The following is a 21231-nucleotide window of genomic DNA, read 5'->3' as shown; positions in this document are numbered from 1 at the left end:
CACGAAGCTCTAGCTTCGTGACCGTAAATTCAAATACTAACCTATAACCCTAATGATTCCTGCTTTTTGCGTTGACGGGTTGCATCGTTCGGCGCAGATTTTGGCGCTAATTCGAGTCCGGCTGGATATTCAGGTCGTGCTTGGCCGGTTAATAAATCGGCGATGGTTAAAATCTGAATCTTCGGATAAAGTTTATTGCCGTAAGCGTGCGATTGATAAAAGCCGCATCCAGTTGCTTCTTTGCGCATCGGTTTAGTTGGTTCGGCCAGTGTAATAAATAAACCTATCGTCGCTTGCTCGCGTTCGACGACATGCGCTAGATCGCGGATCATCGCAACGCTGACCGTATTCCCACCTTTAACTGACACCACGATCTTTTTAGGTTTGTGTTTTTCATCCTGAAAAAAGATCTGGCCGTCGATCCCACCATCTGCGCCTTTCTTTTTCCCCTGATAGGGTTGGGCGTTGACCAGTGAACAGGCCCACCATTGAAATTGATATTTGTCGCGCTCGGCTAAATCGCGTGCGCCATCGAGGTCTTTTGGTGTGCCTTGTACATCGAATTGAATTTCGGGGAATGCAGTTTTGAGGCGATTTTCAATTAAGCTGATGGCTAGATGGGTGATGTCAATGCCAATCCAGTGGCGGTTGAGCGATTGGGCGGCGTGAATGGCAGTGCCGCAACCACAAAATGGATCAAGAATCACATCGCCTGCATTGCTGCTGGCTTGAATAATACGCTCTAGCAGCGCGAGCGGTTTTTGTGTGGGATAATTAAAAAATTCCTTGCCACTTGCTGAATTGATGTCGTCCCAGTTGTTTTGTAATGGAACACCGGGCATTTCATCAAGATAACGCTTGTAAGCCGGAACTGTATCCGGTTTAGTTTGTATGACGCGCCCTTCTTCGATTAACCGCTCCATTTTTTCTTTTGAGTAGCGCCAATAACGGGTTACGCCCATCACTTCATATTGAGGATTACCTTTTGCCGCTCCACCCGGACCAGTCAAATTATCAAGTCGATAACGCCTGCCTGTTTCTGGTTCGATATGGCGATAAGCAGTTTCAATATATTTTGGATCATACGGAGTATAAAGCCAATTCCAAACCCAATCATCTGATTTAGTGTAAAAATAAATTACATCCCTAATATTACCGTACTGCTTGCGCCCTTGCTTTGCATCATTATGCGCACTTGAACGTTTCCAGCTAATCTCAGAACGATACTTGTTATTTCCAAATACCGCATCCAATACAATTTTCAAATAATGACTCGCCGTTGGATCACAATGTAAATATAAACTGCCAGTTGGCTTGAGCACGCGATGCAATTCTAATAATCGAATTGCCATCGCCGTTAAATACGCCATCATATCATTTGCGCCCAAAAATCCGCGCAAAGCTGTTATCAGATTTGCCACATCCGTATTCGGTTGTGACAATAATTCTGTAAATTCGCGCTCCGACTGTTCGCCCCAATGCCAAGTATCCGTAAAGGCTTCGATTTGAGCGTGACTATCTTCACCAGTCGGGGATTTGAACAGCACATTATAATTTGCATTGGAATTAAACGGCGGATCGAGATAAATCAGATCGACGGATTCATCTTTAAGCTGCTCGCGCAAGACATTCAAATTATCGCCATAGTATAATGTGTTCATTATTAATTTCCCGATTCAACAGGATCTCGAATTATTGAATTTGCAATAATAAATTTTCGATTAAGCATTTGCAAATTTTTAAGTATAATCACTGGCATTGTCAGCGAACCGCTCTGCACCGTCACGGCGGTTTATCTCAATTCACAGCCCCGCCACGATTCGACTCATGCTGCAATCGCTTCAAATCCTCGATCAGCTTAAGGCCCGACTGCGCGAAAGCGTCGGGCGGCTGCCGCTTGCTTCGGGTCGCGGCCCTGCGTCGCTGATTCTCGAACTGCCGTATGCGCTGGCGCGTGCTCCCGATCTCGACGGCCCGCGCTTTCAGTTTGCGCACAGTGATCGCGGCGAGCTGCGGGCGGGTTATGGGATTGCCGCTGAGTGGACAGCCGAGGGGCCAGCGCGTTTGCGCAACCTACAACAGATCGCGCACGATCTTCGCGCAACCTGGGTGCAGTCTGACCCCGATGAAACGGGTTTCAATGGGTTCGGATTGCTCGGTTTTGCTGCCACGCCGCACGCCGTTGCCGACGATCTGCCTAATGCGCTGCTGTGGTTGCCGGAGCTGGCACTGCGGGCGCATGGCGGACAGGCGGCGCTGGTGCTGACGGCGCACCGTCCGACCGATCCAGCGGCGCAACTGGCGCGGTGGGAGGCGTGGTTAGATCGCTGGGTGCCGCTGCTCGACCGCCCGACGCTTGCGCCGCTGACCTCAGCCCATCTCGATCCGCTCGCCAGCACGCCAGATCGTCCGGCTTGGCGCGATTTGGTTGCCGAGGCGCTGGCCGAGATTGCGCAGAATCGTTTAGAAAAGGTCGTCGTCTGTCGTCGGCAACGGCTGCTCGGTCATCGGCGCTTTGATTTCGACCGCCTCAACGCCGCGTTGAGCTATCTATTTCCGTCCTGTCAGGTGATTAACATTCGGCGACAGGCGGCCAGCTTTGTCGCCGCGACCCCAGAACGGCTGTTTACCCAGCGCCGCGACCGCGTGGAAGCCGATGCGCTCGCTGGTACGGCCAGTCGCGCCGAGGACAGCGACCGCGATGCGGCGATCACGCTGGGGTTACAAAGTTGCGAGAAGAATTTGCGTGAACATCGCGTCGTGGTCGAGGCGGTGCGCACGGCGCTCAGTCAGTGCTGTCGGCGACTGGAGCCACCCGAGGGGCCGAGTATTCTGCAACTCAATAATGCGCAACATCTGTGGACGCGGCTACGCGGTGAGCTGCATCCCGGAGTCGATGTGTTTGAGCTGGCCGAACGGCTGCATCCGACACCGGCGACCAATGGCCAGCCGCGTGCGGCGGCGCGGGCGTGGCTCGATGCGCATGAGCCACTCGAACGCGGTTGGTACACGGGCGCGGCGGGGCTGATTGAACCGGATTTGACCGGCGAACTCTGGGTGCTGCTGCGCTGTGCGCGGATTCTCGACCGCACGGCCGATCTGTACGCGGGTGCGGGACTGGTCAGCGGCTCCGATCCTGAGAGCGAATGGCAGGAAACTGAACATAAGCTGGCGGCGATGTCTACGGCGCTGCAATTTGCCTAATCGACTGTTTAAACACGATGACCACTGATCTTGGCTGCGTCAATCTACGCTGGGCGCTGGCGCTGTTTGATGGACTGATTGCCGGCGGAATGCGTCAACTGGTGCTGTCGCCCGGATCGCGTTCGACACCATTGGTGTTAGCCGCCCAGCGTCAGCCGGCTGTAACCGTGACACCGATTGTCGATGAACGCAGTGCCGCATTTGTGGCGCTCGGTATGGCGCGGGCTTCGCGGCGTCCGGTCGGCGTCCTCTGCACTTCGGGCAGTGCGCTGGCGCATTGGCTGCCAGCGGTGATCGAAGCGGCGGAATCCGAGATTCCGTTGCTGTTGCTGTCAGCGGATCGACCGCCCGAACTGCGCGGCTGGGGCGCGAATCAGACCATCGACCAAACGCGCCTGTTCGGGGTGCAGGTGCGGGCGTTTTACGATCCGGGCACACCTGAGGCCACGCCGCTGGCCTTAAAACAGATCCGCGCACTCGGACGACGGGCAGCGGCGGAAAGTCTGGGCGCGTGGCCCGGGCCGGTGCATCTGAATCTGCCGTTTCGTGAACCATTGGTGCCAGAGCCAAGCTGTCAGGCGGCACCCGAACCGCAACCGCCGCTCGCTCTCAGCGATAGCGCCGACAGCCTGCCCAGCGCGATCCCAGCACAAGCACGCCACGCGCTCCAACACTTCACGCGACATAGTGGACACGGCCTGATCTGTTGCGGGCCGGGCCAGTGGTCAGCCGCAGGCGCGGCGGCACTCTGGCAAGCAGCAGCGCGACTCGGCGTGCCGGTGCTCTGCGATCCACTCTCAGGCTTGCGTTTTGGGGCGGCTTCCCCCGCACGTATCACCCGTTATGACAGCTTTTTGCGTCATCCGACCACCGCAACGGCGCTCAAACCCGCTTGGGTATTGCGCATCGGACGAGCGCCGGTTTCCAAAACCCTGCTCAGTTGGCTTGCTGAGGTGCCGACACTGTTGGTCAGCACCAGCGGCAGTTGGAGCGATCCGAATTACGATGTGCAACAGAAACTTGCGCTCGATCCGGCGACAGTGTGCGCGTGGCTGGCAGCGGAATCGGAGATCAACGCGGCGGATCGTGCGTGGCTGGCCGCTTGGCGCACCGCTGAACAGCACATCGCGCAGCTTGCCGCCGACTATCTCGCGCACGCGCCCTGGTGCGAAGGGCAATTGATCGGCGAGCTGATCGCCCAGCTTCCGGCAGATGACGGCCTGTTGTGCGCGAATTCGATGCCGATTCGTCAGTTAGATACTTGGTCGGGAGCGCGGGCGCAGTCACTGCGGCTATTTGGCAATCGCGGGGCCAGCGGCATCGACGGTCAGGCTTCGACACTCGCCGGACTCAACGCCGCTGGCACACCAACCACGGCGCTGCTTGGCGATCTCTCGCTGCTGCATGATCTGAGCGGGTTGCTGGCATGGCGGGCGCTGGAGCGGCCCGGCATTGTGCTGAACAATGGTGGCGGGCGCATTTTCGATTATCTGCCACAGTACGGCTTGCCCGAATTTACGACGCTGTGGCGCACGCCGATTGATATTGCATTTAAAGACTTAGCGCGAACATTCGGGCTGGCGCATCGTCAAGTCTCCGATGGCGTGGGATTTCGGCAGGCACTAGCTGAATCGCTGCAACCGCAGCAGCCAGCAGGGTTGATCGAGGTGGTGATTGACGGCGATGTCAGCCGCCAGACGCATCAGGGGTTTTGGCGGGTGGTGCGGGGGGAAGTTTAGAATTTAGACAGGATTTACAGGATGATTCAGGATTAACAAGATTTTAAATGCTGATTGATTGATTGATTTATCTATCTTAAAAGAATCCTGTAAATCCTGAACCATCTTGTTAATCCTGTCTAATCATTGAAATAGGGGCAGACCCCTATTTCCTACAGGGCGATACGGACTGAGGCCGGAGCGGTTCCGCTAAGCGACATCAGATCAATTTGATCTGCACTAAAAAAGGACGCCTGGCATGGCCGTTTACTTGTCGGCGCATCCCGCCTGGCACAAACGCTCCGCTACTGCAAACACCTCATCCCGCTTCACCAGCTCGGTTGTCCAAGGCTCTGGAATCGCCGAAAGACCATAGTAAGCCCCAGCCACCTGGCCACAAACGGCCGCCGTACTGTCCGTGTCCCCGCCAAGCGCAACAGCCAGCCGGATTGCATCCTTGAAGCTATCAGTTCGCGCAAAGCACCACATAGCCGCTTCCAGAGATTGCGCAGCAAAAAATGTACCATCAATTTCCTCCATAGGCTTGTCGAGATAAGCGCCATTAGCGATCGCCTGAATACGCTCAGGCGCATCCGACTCCGGCGTTTGCTGCAAAATCTCGGCTTTCTCCCGCCCCTTGAGGGCTTGATGAAGAATACGGGCAAACAGTCGCGCGCCATAAACAGATTCAGGATGACCGTGAGTCACCATGCTTGAAAGACCGGCATAGTTTATGGTTTGTTCGAGATCACTCAAAAAATAAATCGGAATCGGCGCCAGACGCATCAATGATCCATTGCCGGGGCGCTTGGGATTGATGCTGCCGGGATAGGGTATATCGTTTTTTTTCGAGCACCATAAAGCATGCAAAAAAGTTTGACCAAAACCGAATGCCGTCGCCCTAGACGAACAATATCCTTCGTCCGTAAAAACCCAGCGACGATAGCGTTGCATCTGATCTTTCGGATCGAAACCGCCACAACTGAGCAGGCTGTCGGCCAATGCCAGCGCCATAGAGGAATCATCCGTCCATTCACCTTTTTTGATTTGCAATTTACTATTCACAATTTCAGTGAACGTCTCTTGTACGATCAGCTTTCCGCGTGGAAAAAACTCATAAGGAGCCCCAAAGGCATCGCCGACAACCAAACCAATGAAGCAGCCCATCATACGTTCAGAGACATTGTCGAGTGACATACTGAACCCTCGTATTGTGAATATCTTGATTACCTGTTGCGTCCCGTAGGAAATAGTAGGAAATAGGAGGAAATAGGGGTCAGACACCTATTCGTGCTATTCGTGATGTCAGCCACCAGACGCATCAGGGGTTTTGGCGGGTAGTGCGGGGGGAGTAGGGGGTTGCTGCCAGCGGCCAGCACTCTGCCCCCGTCTCAGGTCACCACATCCGGTTCCGCCCGTCCGGTACGCGCTTCGATCTGCGCCAATTCACGGGCGATGAGCACCAGCGGGCGCATCGCGTCCTGCGTATCCTGCTGATGTAGTGCCGGATTTGGCTCGAAATATTCGAGATACACGCGCAGCGTTGCACCCGAGGTGCCGGTGCCCGACAGCCGATAAACAATCCGCGCCCCGCTGGCAAAGCCGATGCGGATGCCTTGTTGCGCGGACACACTGCCATCAATCGGATCGGTGTAAGCGAAATCGTCGGCATAGCTCACCGTCTCCGCGCCAAGCTGACGCCCTGGCAGATCGGGCAGCAAGCGGCGCAGATGATCGACCAGCCCTTCCGCAGCGGCGAGATCCACGCCTTCATAATCATGCCGCGTATAGAAGTTGCGCCCAAAGCGTCGCCAATGATCGGTCAGAATTTCTGCCACCGATTGCTGCCGCACCGCCAGCAGATTGAGCCAGAACAGCACCGCCCACAGCCCGTCTTTTTCGCGCACATGATCCGAGCCGGTGCCGAAGCTCTCTTCGCCGCAGAGCGTGATGCGTCCGGCGTCGAGCAGATTGCCGAAGAATTTCCAGCCGGTCGGCGTCTCAAAACATTCGATCCCCAAAAAATCCGCGACGCGATTGGCCGCCTGACTGGTCGGCATCGAGCGGGCGATGCCGCGAATCCCCTGCCGATAGCCCGGCAGACGATGCGCATTGGCGGCGAGAATCGCCAAACTATCACTCGGCGTGACAAAACAGTCGCGTCCGAGAATCATATTACGGTCACCATCGCCATCCGAGGCTGCGCCGAAGTCGAGTCCGTCTGCGCCCTGCGTCAGCGCGACTAATTCCTGCGCGTGGGCAAGATTGGGATCGGGATGACCGCCGCCGAAATCTTCCAGCGGCACACCGTTCATCACCGTGCCCGGAGCCGCGCCGAGGCGATTTTCCAGAATCTCGACCGCATAGGGGCCAGTGATCGCGTGCATGGCGTCAAAGCGCATCTGGAACTGGCCAGAATTGAACAACTGATGAATAGCATCGAAATCAAACAATGCTTCCATCAGATTGGCGTAATCGCTCACTGGATCGATGATCTCAACCGTAGCCGCGCCAAGCTGGAACGTCCCAAGCTGATCGAGATCGAGCGGCGGCGTGTCGAGCGTCAGATACCCGTCGATGGTTTGGGTGCGGGCAAAGATCGCCTCGGTGACAGACTCGGGCGCGGGGCCACCATTGGCGGCGTTGAACTTGATGCCGAAATCTTCATCCGGCCCGCCCGGGTTATGGCTGGCCGAGAGCACAATGCCGCCCTGCGTTTTAGATTTGCGGATCACGCACGACACCGCTGGCGTCGAAAACAACCCGCCGCGCCCGACAATCAGCCGCTGCACGCCATTCGCTGCCGCCAGCCGCAAGATTATCTGAATGGCCTCGCGGTTGAAATAGCGCCCATCGCCGCCGACGACCAAACTGCCGCCGCGCAATTCGGGCAGGGTGTCAAAAATGGCTTGAACAAAGTTTTCCAGATAGCCCGGCTGCTGAAAGACCTTCACTTTTTTGCGCAACCCGGACGTTCCCGGGCGCTGGCCGTCGAATGGCGTGGTGGCGATGCGGATCGTTTCCATCTTCAAACCCTTGAATTATGGTTGAATAGTCTTCACTCAGCGGCCAGCGTGCGACGGCGGAACCGACCGCGCAGACACCCAGACCGAACGCGGCATTGTAGCCGCCGTCGCCCGTGCGACAATAGCTGATCCGCTGCGCGGGCGCTGCTGCGTCGGCCAGCGGGTTTGATCCACTCTTCTCCCATACTTTTTTCTCTACACAGGGTACAGATTCAAGATGACAGTCGAAGCGCATAAGGAAACACTGGAGTTCAAGGCCGAAGTGAGTCAGGTGCTGGATCTGGTGATCCGCTCGCTCTACTCGAACAAAGAGATCTTTCTGCGCGAACTGGTCTCTAACGCCTCAGATGCTGCCGAAAAACTCCGTTTTGAAGCCCTGAGCGACGATGGACTTTACGAGGGCGATTCGGCACTGCGCATCCGCGTCACCGTTGACCGCGACGCCGGCACCATCACCATTTCCGACAATGGCATTGGGTTGAGCCGCAACGAAGTCGTCGAGACCATCGGCAGTATTGCCAGCTCCGGCACGCGCCGCTTTATCGAGAGCTTGTCCGGCGATCAAGCCAAAGACAGCACGCTCATTGGTCAATTCGGCGTCGGCTTTTATTCGGCCTATATCGTCGCCGATACCGTCACACTGACCTCACGCCGCGCCGGACTTGGAGCCGAACACGGCGTGCGCTGGGAATCCGACGGACGCGGCAGCTATACGCTCGAAACCGTCGTAAAAGCCGAACGCGGCACCGATGTCACGCTGCATTTGAAAGACGATGAAAAAGAGTTTTTAGATAGCTGGCGCTTGCGCTCAATTATCGGCAAATTCTCCGATCATCTGGCGATTCCGGTCGAAATGGCCAAAGACTATTATGGCGAAGAGGCCGAGCAGAAAAAAGGCGAGCCACCGGAATTTGAGCAAGTTAATCGCGGTACCGCGCTCTGGATGCGCAATAAATCCGACATCACGGAAGAGGAATACCACGATTTCTATAAACACGTTTCGCACGATTTCCAGCCGCCGTTAGCCTATGCGCACAATCGCGTCGAGGGCACCAACGAATACACCACGCTGCTCTATGTACCAAGTAAAGCGCCCTGGGATCTATTCGACCGCGACCAAAAACATGGCGTTAAACTCTATGTGCGGCGCGTCTTCATCATGGATGAAGCCGACAAGCTGCTGCCGCATTATCTGCGATTTGTAAAAGGCATCGTTGATTCCGACGATCTGCCGCTGAATGTCTCGCGTGAGATTCTTCAGCATAATCGCAAGATCGACACTATTCGCCAAGCCAATACCAAGCGCGTGCTCGGTCTGCTCGAAACCCTGGCTAATGATGAGCCGGAAAAATACGCGACTTTTTGGGATGAATTCGGCAAGGTGCTTAAAGAAGGCCCAGCCGAGGACTTCGCCAATAAAGAACGGCTCGCTGGTTTATTGCGCTTCTCGACCACGCACAGCGAAAGCAGCGAGCAGCGCGAATCGCTGGATGCCTATATCGAGCGCATGAAAGACGGTCAGGACAAGATCTATTACATCACCGCTGACAGTCCGGCGGCAGCGCGTCACAGCCCGCATCTGGAAGTGTTCCGCAAAAAAGGCGTCGAAGTGCTGCTATTGTCAGATCGGGTTGATGAATGGCTGGTCAGTCATCTGCACGAATACAAAGGCAAGTCGCTGCAATCGGTCGCAAAGGGTGATCTGGATCTCGGCGAATTGGCTGACAAAGACGAGCAGGAAGCCAAAGAAAAAGCCGCTACCGAGCACAAGCCGCTGTTGGATCGGCTCAAAACTGCCCTCGCTGAGCAGGTCGAAGACGTGCGCCCGAGCACGCGGTTGGTTGATTCACCGGCCTGTCTGGTGGTCGGCGCGGATGACATGAGCGCCAATCTCGCCCGCGTGCTCAAGGCGGTCGGGCAGAGTGCGCCTGCGACCAAGCCGATCTTAGAAGTCAATCTGGATCATTTATTAGTGCGGCGTTTGGAATCCGAGTCGGACGACGTGCATTTTAATGATCTGGCGTCGATTTTATTCGATCAGGCGCAATTAGCAGAGGGCGGTCAGCTTGACGATCCGGCAGCATTTGTCGGACGGCTCAATAAGCTGATGCTGAATATGATGATGGCGGACGGTTAATTCCGTTGATCTGGTGACGAAGCGTTGGCTTCGTCACTTTTAAGTCTGGCGTTGGGTTGTGTGCCAGTTGAATTGGATCATTCACCGTCAAGCTTACCGCTGGCACATAATCTAACGACACTGCACGCCGTATCACACGATAACACCATGATTCACCTACGTTATTTCGCCCGTCTACGCGAACAGTTAGCCACCAGCGAAGAACAGCTTGTATGGTCAGCCGAGATCGCTACTGTCGCGGCACTGCGCGAGCAGTTGTGTACACGCGGGGGCGTCTGGGCTGAGGCGCTCGGCGCGGAACAAACCGTGCTGGCCGCCGTTGCGCAAGAGCTGGCGCGACCCGATACCCAGATTCAGGATGGTCAAGAAGTAGCCTTTTTTCCGCCCGTCACGGGCGGATGAATTGGAATTTTCACTCTCCCGCCCCCCTTAGCTACCAACTTCGTCACGGCGATCATCCGATTGCGTGCAATCACGAAGCTGGCTGGCGTTTCTCATTGTCTGGCTGCAAGCAGCCTCGCCCCAACGTTACACGCCTAAAAGCGTTGCAGGTTAAGCTATTATTTCGATTAGAAATAGAAGGTTACGGCAGCCCGTTGTGCGACTAACAGGCGCTCCGTGTCGTCGGTAGTAAATCTGGATAAAAGCGGCAACTGATTGCGCTGCTCAGTGTAAGGATTGACGATTGTGAGGTCAACTTCATGAATAAAGTGATTACGCTTGTGCGTTATAGCTGGATGCACCGACTATTAGAGCTACTGATTACGCTCATTATTATTGGTCTATGTGGATTTGGCATTGACTCGGTTCTGAAAGAAAAGAAGCGTTATGAGAGTGACCGTCTGCGTGCCATTGTTGATCTTCAGGCACACCAAATCACCGATTGGTTAGATGAGCGGCGCAGTGATGCCGAAATCGTCGGCCTCAATCCTAATTTGTTGGATGAATATCAACGCTGGATCAATCAACATGATCTTGCGGCAGCACAGCAGCTTCAGGCACGATTGGCTCGGCTCAGTGTTAAAAAAAGTGTAGCGAGTGTTTCGCTTTATGATGCCGAACGGCAATTGATTTGGAGTACCGATGAGGTCTCCCATGACATCCCGCCGGAATTAACGCAATTACTTGCCGCGAATCCTACCGCAAACCACATCCAGCGAATTGATCCATATTTGGATCGGCTAGGGCATATCCATCTCGATTATGCAATTCCACTCATCGGCGCGGGGCCGTCACCCTAGGTCATTCTGCGCATTGATGCGCAGGATTGGCTGTGCCCGACGCTGAGTGCGTGGTCAAGCAACATTAGCAGCGGTGAAACCTTCCTATTTCGTCGTGATGGCGAGCATGTGCGCTATCTCTGTCCGCTGCGTTATCTGGACGATACGACCCAGACCAGTCGGCCTGTTTCCAGCGTCCGGCTGCTGGCGGCGCAATGGCTGCGCGGTGAGGTTGCCGCCAATGATGTGATTGAGGGCGTTGATTATCGTGATGTTCCGGTTCTTGGTGTCGCTAAAGCCATTCCAGGAACCGATTGGTTCCTGATTGCCAAGCTCGATCAAGCGGAAATTCGCGCTTTGGCTTTACCAAAAATTGCGCTGCTGGGATTGATCAGCGGATTTATTTTACTCACGCTATTCGTCGGCTCATTATTATTACGCCATCGTCAGCAAATGGCACTGGCGACTGCCATTCATGACGCTCAAACTGAACGCCTTGCGGCGCTAGAACAATTACATGCAAGCGAGCAACGCTTTTTGGCGACCTTTGAACAAGCCGCCGTTGGTATTGCGTTAGTGGTTCCGAATGGTCAGTGGTTGCGGGTCAATAAACGGCTCTGCGCCTTACTTGGCTATGCCGAGACTGAACTGCTCAACTTGCGCTTTCAAGACATCAGTCATCCCGATGACATCAATCACGATTTGATTTTAGTTGAACGCTTGCTCAATGGCGATATTGAGACCTATGCGCTCGATAAACGCTACATCCGTCAAAATGGGGATCTGATTTGGGGGCATTTGACCGTTTCACTGGTTCGCCAGCCGAACGGTGCGCCGGATTATTTTATTTCCGTTATTGAGGATATTTCGGCACGCAAGGCAGCGGAATTACGGCTGGCGCTCTGGAATGATGCCTTTATCAAAGCTGAATTGAATTTGGCCATCGGCGATCCGGTACATCAGCGACTCGTCGCGGTCAATCCGGCTTTTGCCAAGCGGCGCGGCTATCGTCCTGAAGAGCTAATCGGGATGCCGGTCGCGGCATTGTTTCCGGCTGACCGCGTGGCTGAAACGCTAATGGCATTACAGCAGGCGGATGCGACTGGGCATTGTGTTTTTGAGACCGAACATCTGAGCAAGGATGGTGAGCGTTTCCCAGTGCTATTAGATGTGACTGTGACGCAGACCGATGATAGTCGCTCGGCAATGCGGATTGTTTATGCTTTGGATATTAGCGCCCATAAAGCCGCCACCGCCGCCCTACGCGACAGCGAAGCGCGTTTGCGTGAAGCGCAACGCATTGCCGGAATTGGGCACTGGGAATGGGATATTCCCACTAATACCCATCATTGGTCAGAAGAAGTCTATCGAATTTATGGCCGCGATCCGACATTACCGGCGGCCTTATATCCAGAGGTAATGCAGTATTTCACCGCGAAGAGCTGGAGCAATTTAACGCAATATGTTCAAGAGGCGCTGACGCATGGCGCGGCTTATCAGTGTGATGCCGAGGTTGTGTGTCCCGATGGTAGCACCCGTTGGATTACGGCGCGTGGCGAGCCGGTATTTGACGCGACTGGACAAGTCATCCTGTTGCGCGGCACCGTGCAAGACATTACTACCCGCAAAAAAGCCGAGCAAGCACTCAACGCCAGTCGCCAACGCTTTCAAGACATCGTTGATGCCTCTGCCGATTGGGTTTGGGAAGTCGATTCACAGGCCCGCTATACCTATGCTTCCGAAGGCGTGCAAACCGTGCTTGGCTACACACCCGCTGAAATTCTCGGACGCTCGGCTTTTGATTTAATGCCAGCGAATGAAGCCGTGCGCGTGGCGGCGGAATTTAGCGATATCGTTGCACGCGGTGCATCATTCCGCGACCTTGAGAATATCAATCAGCATCGCGATGGGCGTTTACTCTATGTCTATAGCACGGGTATGCCCATTCATGATGACGACGGCCGGATTATTGGCTATCGCGGTTTAGATGGGGATGTCACGGAAAAACGACTGGCAGAAATTGCACTGCGCGATAGCCAACAACTGCTCGAAACGCTGTTTAGCAATATTCCCGATCTCGTCTGGCTGAAAGATCCTGACGGGGTTTATATAACCTGTAATCGACGTTTTGAAAACCTTTATGGTTTAAGCAAAACGCAGATCGTCGGTCGGACTGACTATGATTTTACCTCATCTGAGCAGGCCGATTTTTTCCGTGCTAATGATCAAGCGGTGATTGCCGCTGGTCAACCGCGATCAAATGAAGAAGAGCTGACTTTTGCCAGTGATGGACACCGTGAATGGGTACAGGTCATCAAAACACCTGTTGCGCAAGCGGATGCGTCCACCACGCGGCGCTTTGGCGGATCGGGGCTTGGGTTGGCGATTTCCCGACGCTTCGTGGAACTGATGGGCGGTTCGCTGAAGCTCAATAGCACGCTGGGGGTTGGTAGCACCTTCTGGTTTGAGCTGATATTTGATGTCCTAGAGACCACGCCCACACAGTACACGGAAGATGAGAGCGCACGGATTCGCGTGCTCATCGTCGATGACAATCCCGTTGTGCGCGAGGGGCAGCCGCTACGGTTGCGGCACTCGGCTGGACGGCGACGCAGGTGGCGTCGGGACAGCAAGCACTACGCTATGTTTTGGGTGATGCGGCATTTCAGGGAACTGAGGCGGTGGTGCTCTTGGATTGGCGCGAACCCGGATCCGATGTTTTTGGCATCGCAAACACGATTCGTCACGCGCTCCCGACTGCGGCGCGACCGCTGCTGTTTCTGCTCACCGCCCATAACAGCACCAGCTTATTAGAGCTGCCGCATGTTCAGGCGATGGACGCGGTGCTCACGCAGCCGCTGACGCCTTCATCGTTCTATGATGCGGTGATCCGTGAACGTCAGCGGCGCTTGGGTCGCTTGCCGCAGACCCCCGCGACGCCGGTCAACGCCCGTCGTTTAGTCGGTCTGCGTCTGTTCGTCGTCGATGACAGTGATATTAACCGCGATGTTGCGCAACGCATTTTTAGCGATGAGGGCGCGACGGTGCAGCTTGCCAGCGATGGTCAGGAAGCGGTGAATTGGCTGATCGCGCATCCTGAAGCGGTCGATCTGGTGTTGATGGATGTGCAGATGCCGGTGATGGATGGGCGCACGGCTACGCGCCTGATTCGCAACACGCGGGCCTGTCGCAGTTACCGATTGTTGCCCTGACTGCCGACACCGTTGGTGAGCAGCACCGCGCTGCACTTGAGGCGGGGATGAACGCCTTTCTGTCAAAACCGTTCGATGTGACGGAAGCGGTGGCCTTGATTCTCTCGCTGGTGAAGCTGCCAACTGCGGCGGTGATCGCGTCAACCCAGACTACGGACGCGGCTGCGGATGCGCAACAATCCTGCACGGCGCTACCCGGTCTGGCCCTCGATCAGGGACTGGCTATTTGGCGGAAACCCGATCTGTATTGCCAATATTTGCAACGCTTCGCACATGACTATGCTGATAGTGCGCAGATCATTGCGAACGCTGAACCGGAAGCCGCGCGACAACTCGCCCATAAACTCAAGGGAACGGCGGGCAATATGGGCCTGCTTGAGGTGGCGGAGCAAGCGAGTCGCTTAGAAAGGCATTTAGCGGAAGGCGGTGATAGTTCAGTGGAACCGTTGCAGACAGCCATCACCACCGCTTTGGAATCTATTGCTCGCTATGTACAGGCGACAGTCGCTGTTATTGTGCCGTCAGAGGCTGAGGAATAGCTTTTTTGGTGGAAGCGTCGGCTTCATCCCGCACAGTTTTCAGACTCATCTGCACCACGCGCCGGAGCAGATCGACGATATAGCGCGGATCGTCTGACCAGTCGTTCGGGTCGTTCTTGATGCCGCTGTCCTTTCCCACTCACGAGGCACAGTTATGTCCCATTTCATGCGCATTCGCTTCGCGGTTTGGCTGTTGGGCGGTGGGTTGGCGCTGCTCGCGGCGCACGCGACGGCTGAGGGTTACACCATCCCCGAGGCACTCGCGCCCTGGGTGCCCTGGGTGTTGGAGCAGGAACCACCGGGCCGCGATCCTCGCGTCTGTCCGCTGGCCGCTGATGGTGCGCAACGGCTGTGCGCTTGGCCCGGACGCTTGCAGCTTGAACTCGATGCCAGCGGCGGGCGGTTTACGCAACGCTGGACGCTGAATGCCGCCGATTGGGTGATGCTGCCCGGCGATGTCGAGCACTGGCCGCAGGCGGTGCAGGCGGATAATCATCCGCTGCCGGTGATGCTTCGGGATGGGCGTCCGGCGGTGCAACTGGCTGCCGGTCAATATCAACTCAGCGGGCGTTTTCAGTGGCGCGACCGTCCCGAATCGCTGGCACTACCGCCGCAAACCGGACTGGTCACGCTGGCGCTCGATGGTGGCGCACCGCTGGTGCCGCGTTTGGATCGCGAGGCGCGATTATGGCTGCGTGATCCCGGATCAGCACGCACCGCAACCGAGGGCGATCAACTGCGTTTAGATGTCTATCGTCGCCTAGATGATGAGGTACCGTTGCGCGTGTTGACGCGGCTGGAATTAGAGGTCTCGGGCCGCACACGGGCGCTGGAACTCGGCCCGGTGCTGTTGCCCGGTGGTCAGCCATCACAGATTGTTAGTCCGTTGCCGACCCGCTTAGATCTGGATGGAACCTTGCGCGTGCAGGTGCGTCCGGGGCGTTGGGTGGTGGAAATCACCAGTCATCATGTCGGCGCGATCAGCGAATTACGGCGACCCGAAGAACTGGCCGCACCCTGGCCGGAGCGCGAGGTCTGGGCATTTGCGGCGCAACCGGAGCGGCGGCGCGTCGAGCTGACCGGCTTAGAACGCCTCGACCCGAATCAAACCGGCATTCCGAGCGACTGGGCGCGGTTGCCGGTGTATGCCGCTGGGCCGGGCGCGGTGCTGCTATTAAATGAACAGGGACGCGGCGAGACCGATCCTGAGCCGAATCGCCTGCGCTTGGCGCGTGAATTGTGGCTCGATTTCGATGGTCAGGGGTACAGCGTGCGCGACCGTCTCAACGGTGAGGTGACGCGCAGTTGGCGGCTCGAAACCGCGCCCGAATTGGCACTCGGTCAGGCGCGGATCGCCGAACAACCGGCGCTGATTACGCGCTTGACCGCCGATGCGCCGCCCGGCATCGAGGTGCGACGCGGACAGTTAAACCTAGTTGCTGATAGTCGGCTCGAATCCGCGCCTGCTGATTGGATTCCGGCTTCGGGTTGGTCATTGACGCTCGACGGCGCGACCAGCCGACTGCATCTGCCGCCGGGCTGGGCGTTACTGGCTGTCTCTGGCGTCGATAATCGCCCCGATACCTGGCTGACGCGCTGGACACTGCTCGATCTATTTTTAGTGCTGATTCTCACGCTCGGCGTCGGGCGACTCTGGGGCGTGGGCTGGGGCGCGTTGGCGCTGGTCACTTTGACGTTGATTTGGCTCGAACCCGGCGCACCGCGTCTGGTGTGGCTGCATCTGCTGGCAGCGGCGGCGCTGTTGCGATTGCTACCGCAACAGACCGACGCACGCGGGCTGGCGCGGTGGCGCGGGCTGGTGCGCTGGTATCAACGGCTGGCAATTTTGGCGCTGCTGACGATCAGCTTGCCGTTTTTGGTCACTGAAGTGCGGCACGGACTCTATCCACAACTGGCGCAGCCGTATTGGAGCGCCACCGGTGCGCGGGTCGGTGCAGCTCCGCCCCGGTCAGCGCCGCACTTTTCCTTCAACGCGCAACTGATGGAAGCGCCAGCTCCGGCGGAAATGGATGAAATGGGCGCGATGCAGCCTGAGCGTAAAGCCCGTGCATCCAGCCTCTCAGAACCTGTACCCGCCGCGCCCATTTCACCGCTGGAGCGTTTTGATCCTAAAGCCTTGATCCAGACCGGCCCCGGCATTCCCGATTGGCAGTGGCGGCAGGTCGAGTTCAGTTGGAGTGCGCCGGTTGGCCCGCAGGATGGGGCGCGGCTGTGGTGGCTGACTCCGCGTTGGCGCTTGGTGTGCGTGCTCATCGGCGGGGCGCTGCTGCTGGCGCTCGGCTGGCGCGTGGCGGATGTCTCGCTATCGCGCTGGACGCTCCAACTGCCGAGCAAATTGCCGACATCGCTCGCCGTGCTGATGCTGGCCGTCGCGCTCACGGCACTGTTCACGCCACGCTCGACGCTGGCTGCTGAATTTCCGAATCCAGAATTGCTCGATGACTTGCGCACGCGGCTCTTGGCTCCGCCGGAGTGTCTGCCCGATTGCCTGACGCTGGCCGATCTCGCGGTACAGGCGACAGCGGAACAGTTGACGCTCGATCTCACGCTCGATGCCGCGACCGCACTGGCTGCGCCGCTGCTGGAAACGCGCTCCGGCTGGTCGCCGAGTGCGGTGCGGGTCGATGGTGTGGCGCTCGAAACCCTGCGCCGTGATCCCGATGGACGGCTGTTGCTCGCGCTGCCACGCGGTCGCCATCAGGTGCAGCTCACTGGCACGCTGGGCACTGAAACCCGCGTTGATGTGCGACTGGCGCTGCCACCGCGTCAGCTCACGACCGATGCCGAGGGCTGGCGGATCGAAGGGGTCAATGCCGATGGTCGTCTCGGGCAACAGCTTCAGTTATTGCGGCTGGCCGCGACCGAATCTAGCGGCGAGCAACCACTGACGCAAGAAGCACTGCCGCCGCTGCTGTTAGTCGAACGGCGTTTGGACTTTGGCCGCGATTGGCGCGTGACCACGCAAGTTAGCCGCCTGTCTGCGCCCGAATTTCCGGTATTGATCGCGGTACCGCTGCTGCCCGGAGAATCGGTGCAAACCGCTGGACTGCAAAGCGACGGGCAACGGCTGCAGGTCGTCCTTGCGCCCGGGCAAACCGCGCTGCACTGGGTATCGAGTCTCACGCCAGTCGATGAACTGGAATTGACCGCGAGCAGCGATCCGCGTCTGACTGAATCCTGGTGGCTCGATCTCAGTCCGCTGTGGCATTTAGACGCAATGGATCTCGCGCCAGTGCATCATCAGGGTCAGGGTAGCCGTTGGCTCCCGCAGTGGCGACCGCTGCCCGGCGAGCGGTTACGACTGCGCATCAGCCGTCCTGAAGGTGTACCCGGGCCGACGCTGACGTTAGATCGGGTGGCCGTGCAGATCGCCCCCGGACGGCGCGGCACCGATACGACGCTGACGCTCACGGCCCGCAGTACGCAGGGTGGTGTACACACGATTTCGCTACCGGATGGCGCTGAATTGCGCTCCCTGAGCATTGATGGGCGCACGCTGCCGCTGCCGAGTAGCCAGAGTATCCAGATTGAACTGCCGCTGCTTCCGGGCACGCAAGACATGCGCCTCGCGTGGCGCTCACCGACCCCATTGCTAACCAGTTTTCGACCACTGAGTCCCGATCTGGGACAGAGCGCCGTCAATCTCACGCAACAGGTGCGCCTGCCGGATGATCGCTGGGTGCTGTGGGCCAGCGGCGCGGGGATTGGGCCAGCGGTGCTGTTTTGGGGCCTGTTGATCGTGCTGATTGCGGTCGCACTGCTGCTCGGACGGGTGCAATTAACGCCGCTGCGCTGGTACGACTGGCTATTGCTAGGTATTGGGCTGGCACTGTCGGAAGTGGTGGTTGCGGTGCTAATTGGCGGCTGGCTGTTTGCGCTCGGTTGGCGGCAACGCTTGGACACCACGCCGCTACGCTGGTGGCAGTTCAATCTGCTGCAAATCGGGCTAGTGCTGCTGACGCTGCTGGCGCTCTCAGCGTTGATCGGCGCGGTGCAGCAAGGCTTACTCGGCCATCCCGAAATGTGGATTCGCGGTCACGGTTCCAGCGCGACGATCTTAAATTGGTATCAGGATCGAGGTGGCCCGCAGTTACCGGAAATCTGGGTAATCTCGGTGCCGCTGTGGGTCTATCGCGCCCTGATGTTGGCGTGGGCGCTGTGGTTAGCGGTGCGCCTGCTTGATTGGTTGCGCTGGGGCTGGCAGGGCTTTGCGCAGCCCATGCTGTGGGTGGATCGGGGGGCGGTAGCCGCTTCCAGCGGTCAGCCACCAGCTTCCAGCAATAAGGCGGGTGGGTGGTAGCTGTTTGACAATAAAAAGCTGATATGTATTTTTTACGTATCTTCTTTTTTGATTAAACCGCCGTACTTCTTCCTGAAATGCGGCGGTTTTTTATGCGCTAAACTACGAAAATCTTTAATTTAATCGAAAGAGATTATTTGTTGATCTTGATCGTTTGTAGCCATTGCGGTTTTGATCGTATCCGTTCGTCCCATTGGTAAATCCAGACGCTTACCAGCTAAAATTTCCGGCACAGTCACAATTTGAATGCAATTGTCTTGACGATTTAATAGTGGATGCTTATATATACCGGCGGCAATCGCTTCTTGCTGCATGGGTTTTGTCGGTGAATTTAAACAAATCAGAATCCCTATTTCAGCTTTCTCTCGTAATCTATCGCTATTTAATGTTGCAATAGTAGCTCGATTAACGCTTCCTGATTTAACTTGAAAAACAGCTTTACCGTTTTTGCTAGAATAAACTACAAACAAAGAAACGCCATCAATTCCACCATCTGCGCCTTTTTTGTCGTTAATTCGTGCTTGATTATTGGAATAAGTGAGAATAGCCCATTTTTCAAACTCCTTGCGCGTTTTATCGTCTTTGCGATTCGCTAAAGCGATAGCACTATTTAGATCGCGTGGCACACCATCTAGTATTAGTGAAGATTCGATTTTTTTCAATTTTTTAGGATATGTATCCTGTAGCCTTTTTAGTATTAAACTGATGCTTTGATAGGTAATATCTATCCCAATCCAGCGTCTTTTTAATTTTTGAGCAACAGCTATAGTTGTTCCGCAACCGCAATAGGCGTCGAGAATGGTATCGCCTTCATTACTGCATGCACTAATAATGCGCTCTAACAACAATTCTGGTTTTTGCGTAGGATAGCCTAAACGTTCAGCAGCATTAGCGTTTAACGCATCAATATCATCCCAATAATCTGGAATTTTCTTGTATTTAAAATACACACCATTTTCACATTCAAGATACATTTTTATCCGAGGTTTTCCATTTTTTGTATAGTGAATCAATCCCTTTTTTTCTAGTGCTTCAATGCTGTTTTGACTGTAATCGCCAACAGGGTTGTCGCGCCATAGTCGGCCATCTTGATCTTTTTTATATCGTTTTAAATCTTCTTGTGGAATAACATGCTTGCGGAATAGTTCGTTTACGCATACATCTTTTACGGATTTCGAGTACCAGAATATAATATCGTGTTTTTTTAAAAATTTTGTGCCTTTTGGAGTAGCGCCTGTATCGTAAGCCCAAATAATTTCGTTGCGATATTCGCCACCATTTCCACAAAAAACACTATCTAATATTAGTTTGAGATAATGTGATGCTGTCGCATCGCAATGCAAGAAAAAGCTTCCTGTTCTTTTTAAAACTCGATGAATTTCAACGATGCGCAATGTCATGTGAACAAGATACGCAAACAAATCTCCACGTCCTAAAACGGGTTCTAAGCCACGAATCAGCGCGACTGTTTGTGATGTAAATTTTGTTTGATTACTAATATCGTTAATATAATCAAATCCAGCAATCGCTTCCTCACCCCATTCCCACGTATCAATAAATGCTTGTGACTGTGCGCGATCTTCAGTACCTTGATTATTATAAATTTGAAAATAATTACGCTTAGAATTAAATGGCGGATCTATATAACATAGATCAACACTTTCAGTGGGAATTTTTGTCCGCAAAATATCGAGATTATCGCCGTAATATAAATAATTCATTTTTTCTTGAGAGGCTGTCTAGAAACTGGCAAATCAGTTTTTTTCTAGCCAGCGGCTAATTTATAGCGAACTTGATTATTGCAAATTTGGCGAAGCAACAATCGACTAGACGCTAAGTAAACTTGAGACTCAC

Annotated in this window: 13 protein-coding genes; 9 read left to right on the top strand and 4 right to left on the bottom strand. The window is 55.5% G+C overall.

The window, feature by feature from the left end:
* Positions 1–41 precede the first annotated feature (41 nt).
* Entirely contained in the window at positions 42–1661 is a 1620-nt protein-coding gene (locus BLW10_RS07105) for a DNA methyltransferase (RefSeq protein WP_091333445.1), read from the bottom strand.
* 166 nt (positions 1662–1827) lie between these two features.
* On the opposite strand from BLW10_RS07105, the gene BLW10_RS07100 reads away from it, so the two are divergent.
* Both BLW10_RS07100 and menD read left to right on the top strand, forming a co-directional pair.
* Complete coding sequence (locus BLW10_RS07100) at positions 1828–3204, top strand: isochorismate synthase (RefSeq protein ID WP_091333443.1); 1377 nt, start codon at positions 1828–1830, stop codon at positions 3202–3204.
* 17 nt (positions 3205–3221) lie between these two features.
* Positions 3222–4943: a 2-succinyl-5-enolpyruvyl-6-hydroxy-3-cyclohexene-1-carboxylic-acid synthase gene (menD, locus tag BLW10_RS07095; protein WP_091333441.1), complete on the top strand. Its 1722-nt coding sequence runs from the start codon at positions 3222–3224 to the stop codon at positions 4941–4943.
* Between the two features lie 246 nt (positions 4944–5189).
* Here the strand turns inward: menD and BLW10_RS07090 are convergent, their stop codons facing one another.
* Entirely contained in the window at positions 5190–6119 is a 930-nt protein-coding gene (locus BLW10_RS07090; RefSeq protein WP_091333439.1) for an ADP-ribosylglycohydrolase family protein, read from the bottom strand.
* Positions 6120–6313: 194 nt separating this feature from the next.
* Entirely contained in the window at positions 6314–7948 is a 1635-nt protein-coding gene (locus BLW10_RS07085; protein WP_091333437.1) for an alpha-D-glucose phosphate-specific phosphoglucomutase, read from the bottom strand.
* A 217-nt stretch (positions 7949–8165) separates the two neighbouring features.
* Between BLW10_RS07085 and htpG the strand changes: the two genes are divergently transcribed.
* From htpG to BLW10_RS07050, 7 genes are all read left to right on the top strand, one after another.
* A complete protein-coding gene (gene htpG / locus BLW10_RS07080; RefSeq protein ID WP_091333436.1) occupies positions 8166–10085 on the top strand; it encodes a molecular chaperone HtpG in 1920 nt (639 codons plus the stop codon).
* 147 nt (positions 10086–10232) lie between these two features.
* On the top strand, positions 10233–10487 hold the full coding sequence (moaD, locus tag BLW10_RS07075; RefSeq protein WP_091333496.1) for a molybdopterin converting factor subunit 1: 255 nt from the start codon (positions 10233–10235) through the stop codon (positions 10485–10487).
* A gap of 299 nt (positions 10488–10786) precedes the next feature.
* Entirely contained in the window at positions 10787–11326 is a 540-nt protein-coding gene (locus BLW10_RS07070; protein ID WP_091333434.1) for a cache domain-containing protein, read from the top strand.
* Between the two features lie 108 nt (positions 11327–11434).
* Complete coding sequence (locus tag BLW10_RS14110) at positions 11435–14119, top strand: PAS domain S-box protein (protein ID WP_091333433.1); 2685 nt, start codon at positions 11435–11437, stop codon at positions 14117–14119.
* 20 nt (positions 14120–14139) lie between these two features.
* A complete protein-coding gene (locus BLW10_RS13980) occupies positions 14140–14517 on the top strand; it encodes a response regulator (RefSeq protein WP_091333431.1) in 378 nt (125 codons plus the stop codon).
* A gap of 47 nt (positions 14518–14564) precedes the next feature.
* Positions 14565–15056 (top strand): Hpt domain-containing protein, encoded by a 492-nt coding sequence (locus BLW10_RS07055; RefSeq protein ID WP_091333430.1) that lies wholly within the window; start codon positions 14565–14567, stop codon positions 15054–15056.
* Positions 15057–15210: 154 nt separating this feature from the next.
* The gene (locus BLW10_RS07050; RefSeq protein WP_177169011.1) at positions 15211–19377 is read left to right on the top strand and encodes a hypothetical protein; all 4167 of its coding nucleotides are present in this window, start codon (positions 15211–15213) and stop codon (positions 19375–19377) included.
* 119 nt (positions 19378–19496) lie between these two features.
* On the opposite strand, the gene BLW10_RS07045 is transcribed toward BLW10_RS07050, so the two are convergent.
* The gene (locus tag BLW10_RS07045) at positions 19497–21098 is read right to left on the bottom strand and encodes a DNA methyltransferase (protein WP_091333428.1); all 1602 of its coding nucleotides are present in this window, start codon (positions 21096–21098) and stop codon (positions 19497–19499) included.
* Positions 21099–21231: the final 133 nt, after the last annotated feature.

The sequence above is a fragment of the Allochromatium warmingii genome (genome assembly GCF_900107145.1).
In the GTDB taxonomy this organism is placed as follows: Bacteria; Pseudomonadota; Gammaproteobacteria; order Chromatiales; family Chromatiaceae; genus Thermochromatium; species Thermochromatium warmingii.
The sequence above is the reverse complement of the archived record's forward strand: the minus strand, read 5'-3'. Positions and strand labels throughout refer to the sequence as shown.

Coding starts and splice junctions, on each gene's coding strand:
- BLW10_RS07070 (WP_091333434.1), top strand. CDS start 10,787: ATGAATAAAGTGATTACGCTTGTGCGTTATAGCTGGATGCACCGACTA.
- BLW10_RS07045 (WP_091333428.1), bottom strand. CDS start 21,098: ATGAATTATTTATATTACGGCGATAATCTCGATATTTTGCGGACAAAA.
- BLW10_RS13980 (WP_091333431.1), top strand. CDS start 14,140: ATGGACGCGGTGCTCACGCAGCCGCTGACGCCTTCATCGTTCTATGAT.
- BLW10_RS07105 (WP_091333445.1), bottom strand. CDS start 1,661: ATGAACACATTATACTATGGCGATAATTTGAATGTCTTGCGCGAGCAG.
- moaD (WP_091333496.1), top strand. CDS start 10,233: ATGATTCACCTACGTTATTTCGCCCGTCTACGCGAACAGTTAGCCACC.
- BLW10_RS07050 (WP_177169011.1), top strand. CDS start 15,211: ATGTCCCATTTCATGCGCATTCGCTTCGCGGTTTGGCTGTTGGGCGGT.
- BLW10_RS07055 (WP_091333430.1), top strand. CDS start 14,565: ATGAACGCCTTTCTGTCAAAACCGTTCGATGTGACGGAAGCGGTGGCC.
- menD (WP_091333441.1), top strand. CDS start 3,222: ATGACCACTGATCTTGGCTGCGTCAATCTACGCTGGGCGCTGGCGCTG.
- BLW10_RS07100 (WP_091333443.1), top strand. CDS start 1,828: ATGCTGCAATCGCTTCAAATCCTCGATCAGCTTAAGGCCCGACTGCGC.
- htpG (WP_091333436.1), top strand. CDS start 8,166: ATGACAGTCGAAGCGCATAAGGAAACACTGGAGTTCAAGGCCGAAGTG.
- BLW10_RS07090 (WP_091333439.1), bottom strand. CDS start 6,119: ATGTCACTCGACAATGTCTCTGAACGTATGATGGGCTGCTTCATTGGT.
- BLW10_RS07085 (WP_091333437.1), bottom strand. CDS start 7,948: ATGGAAACGATCCGCATCGCCACCACGCCATTCGACGGCCAGCGCCCG.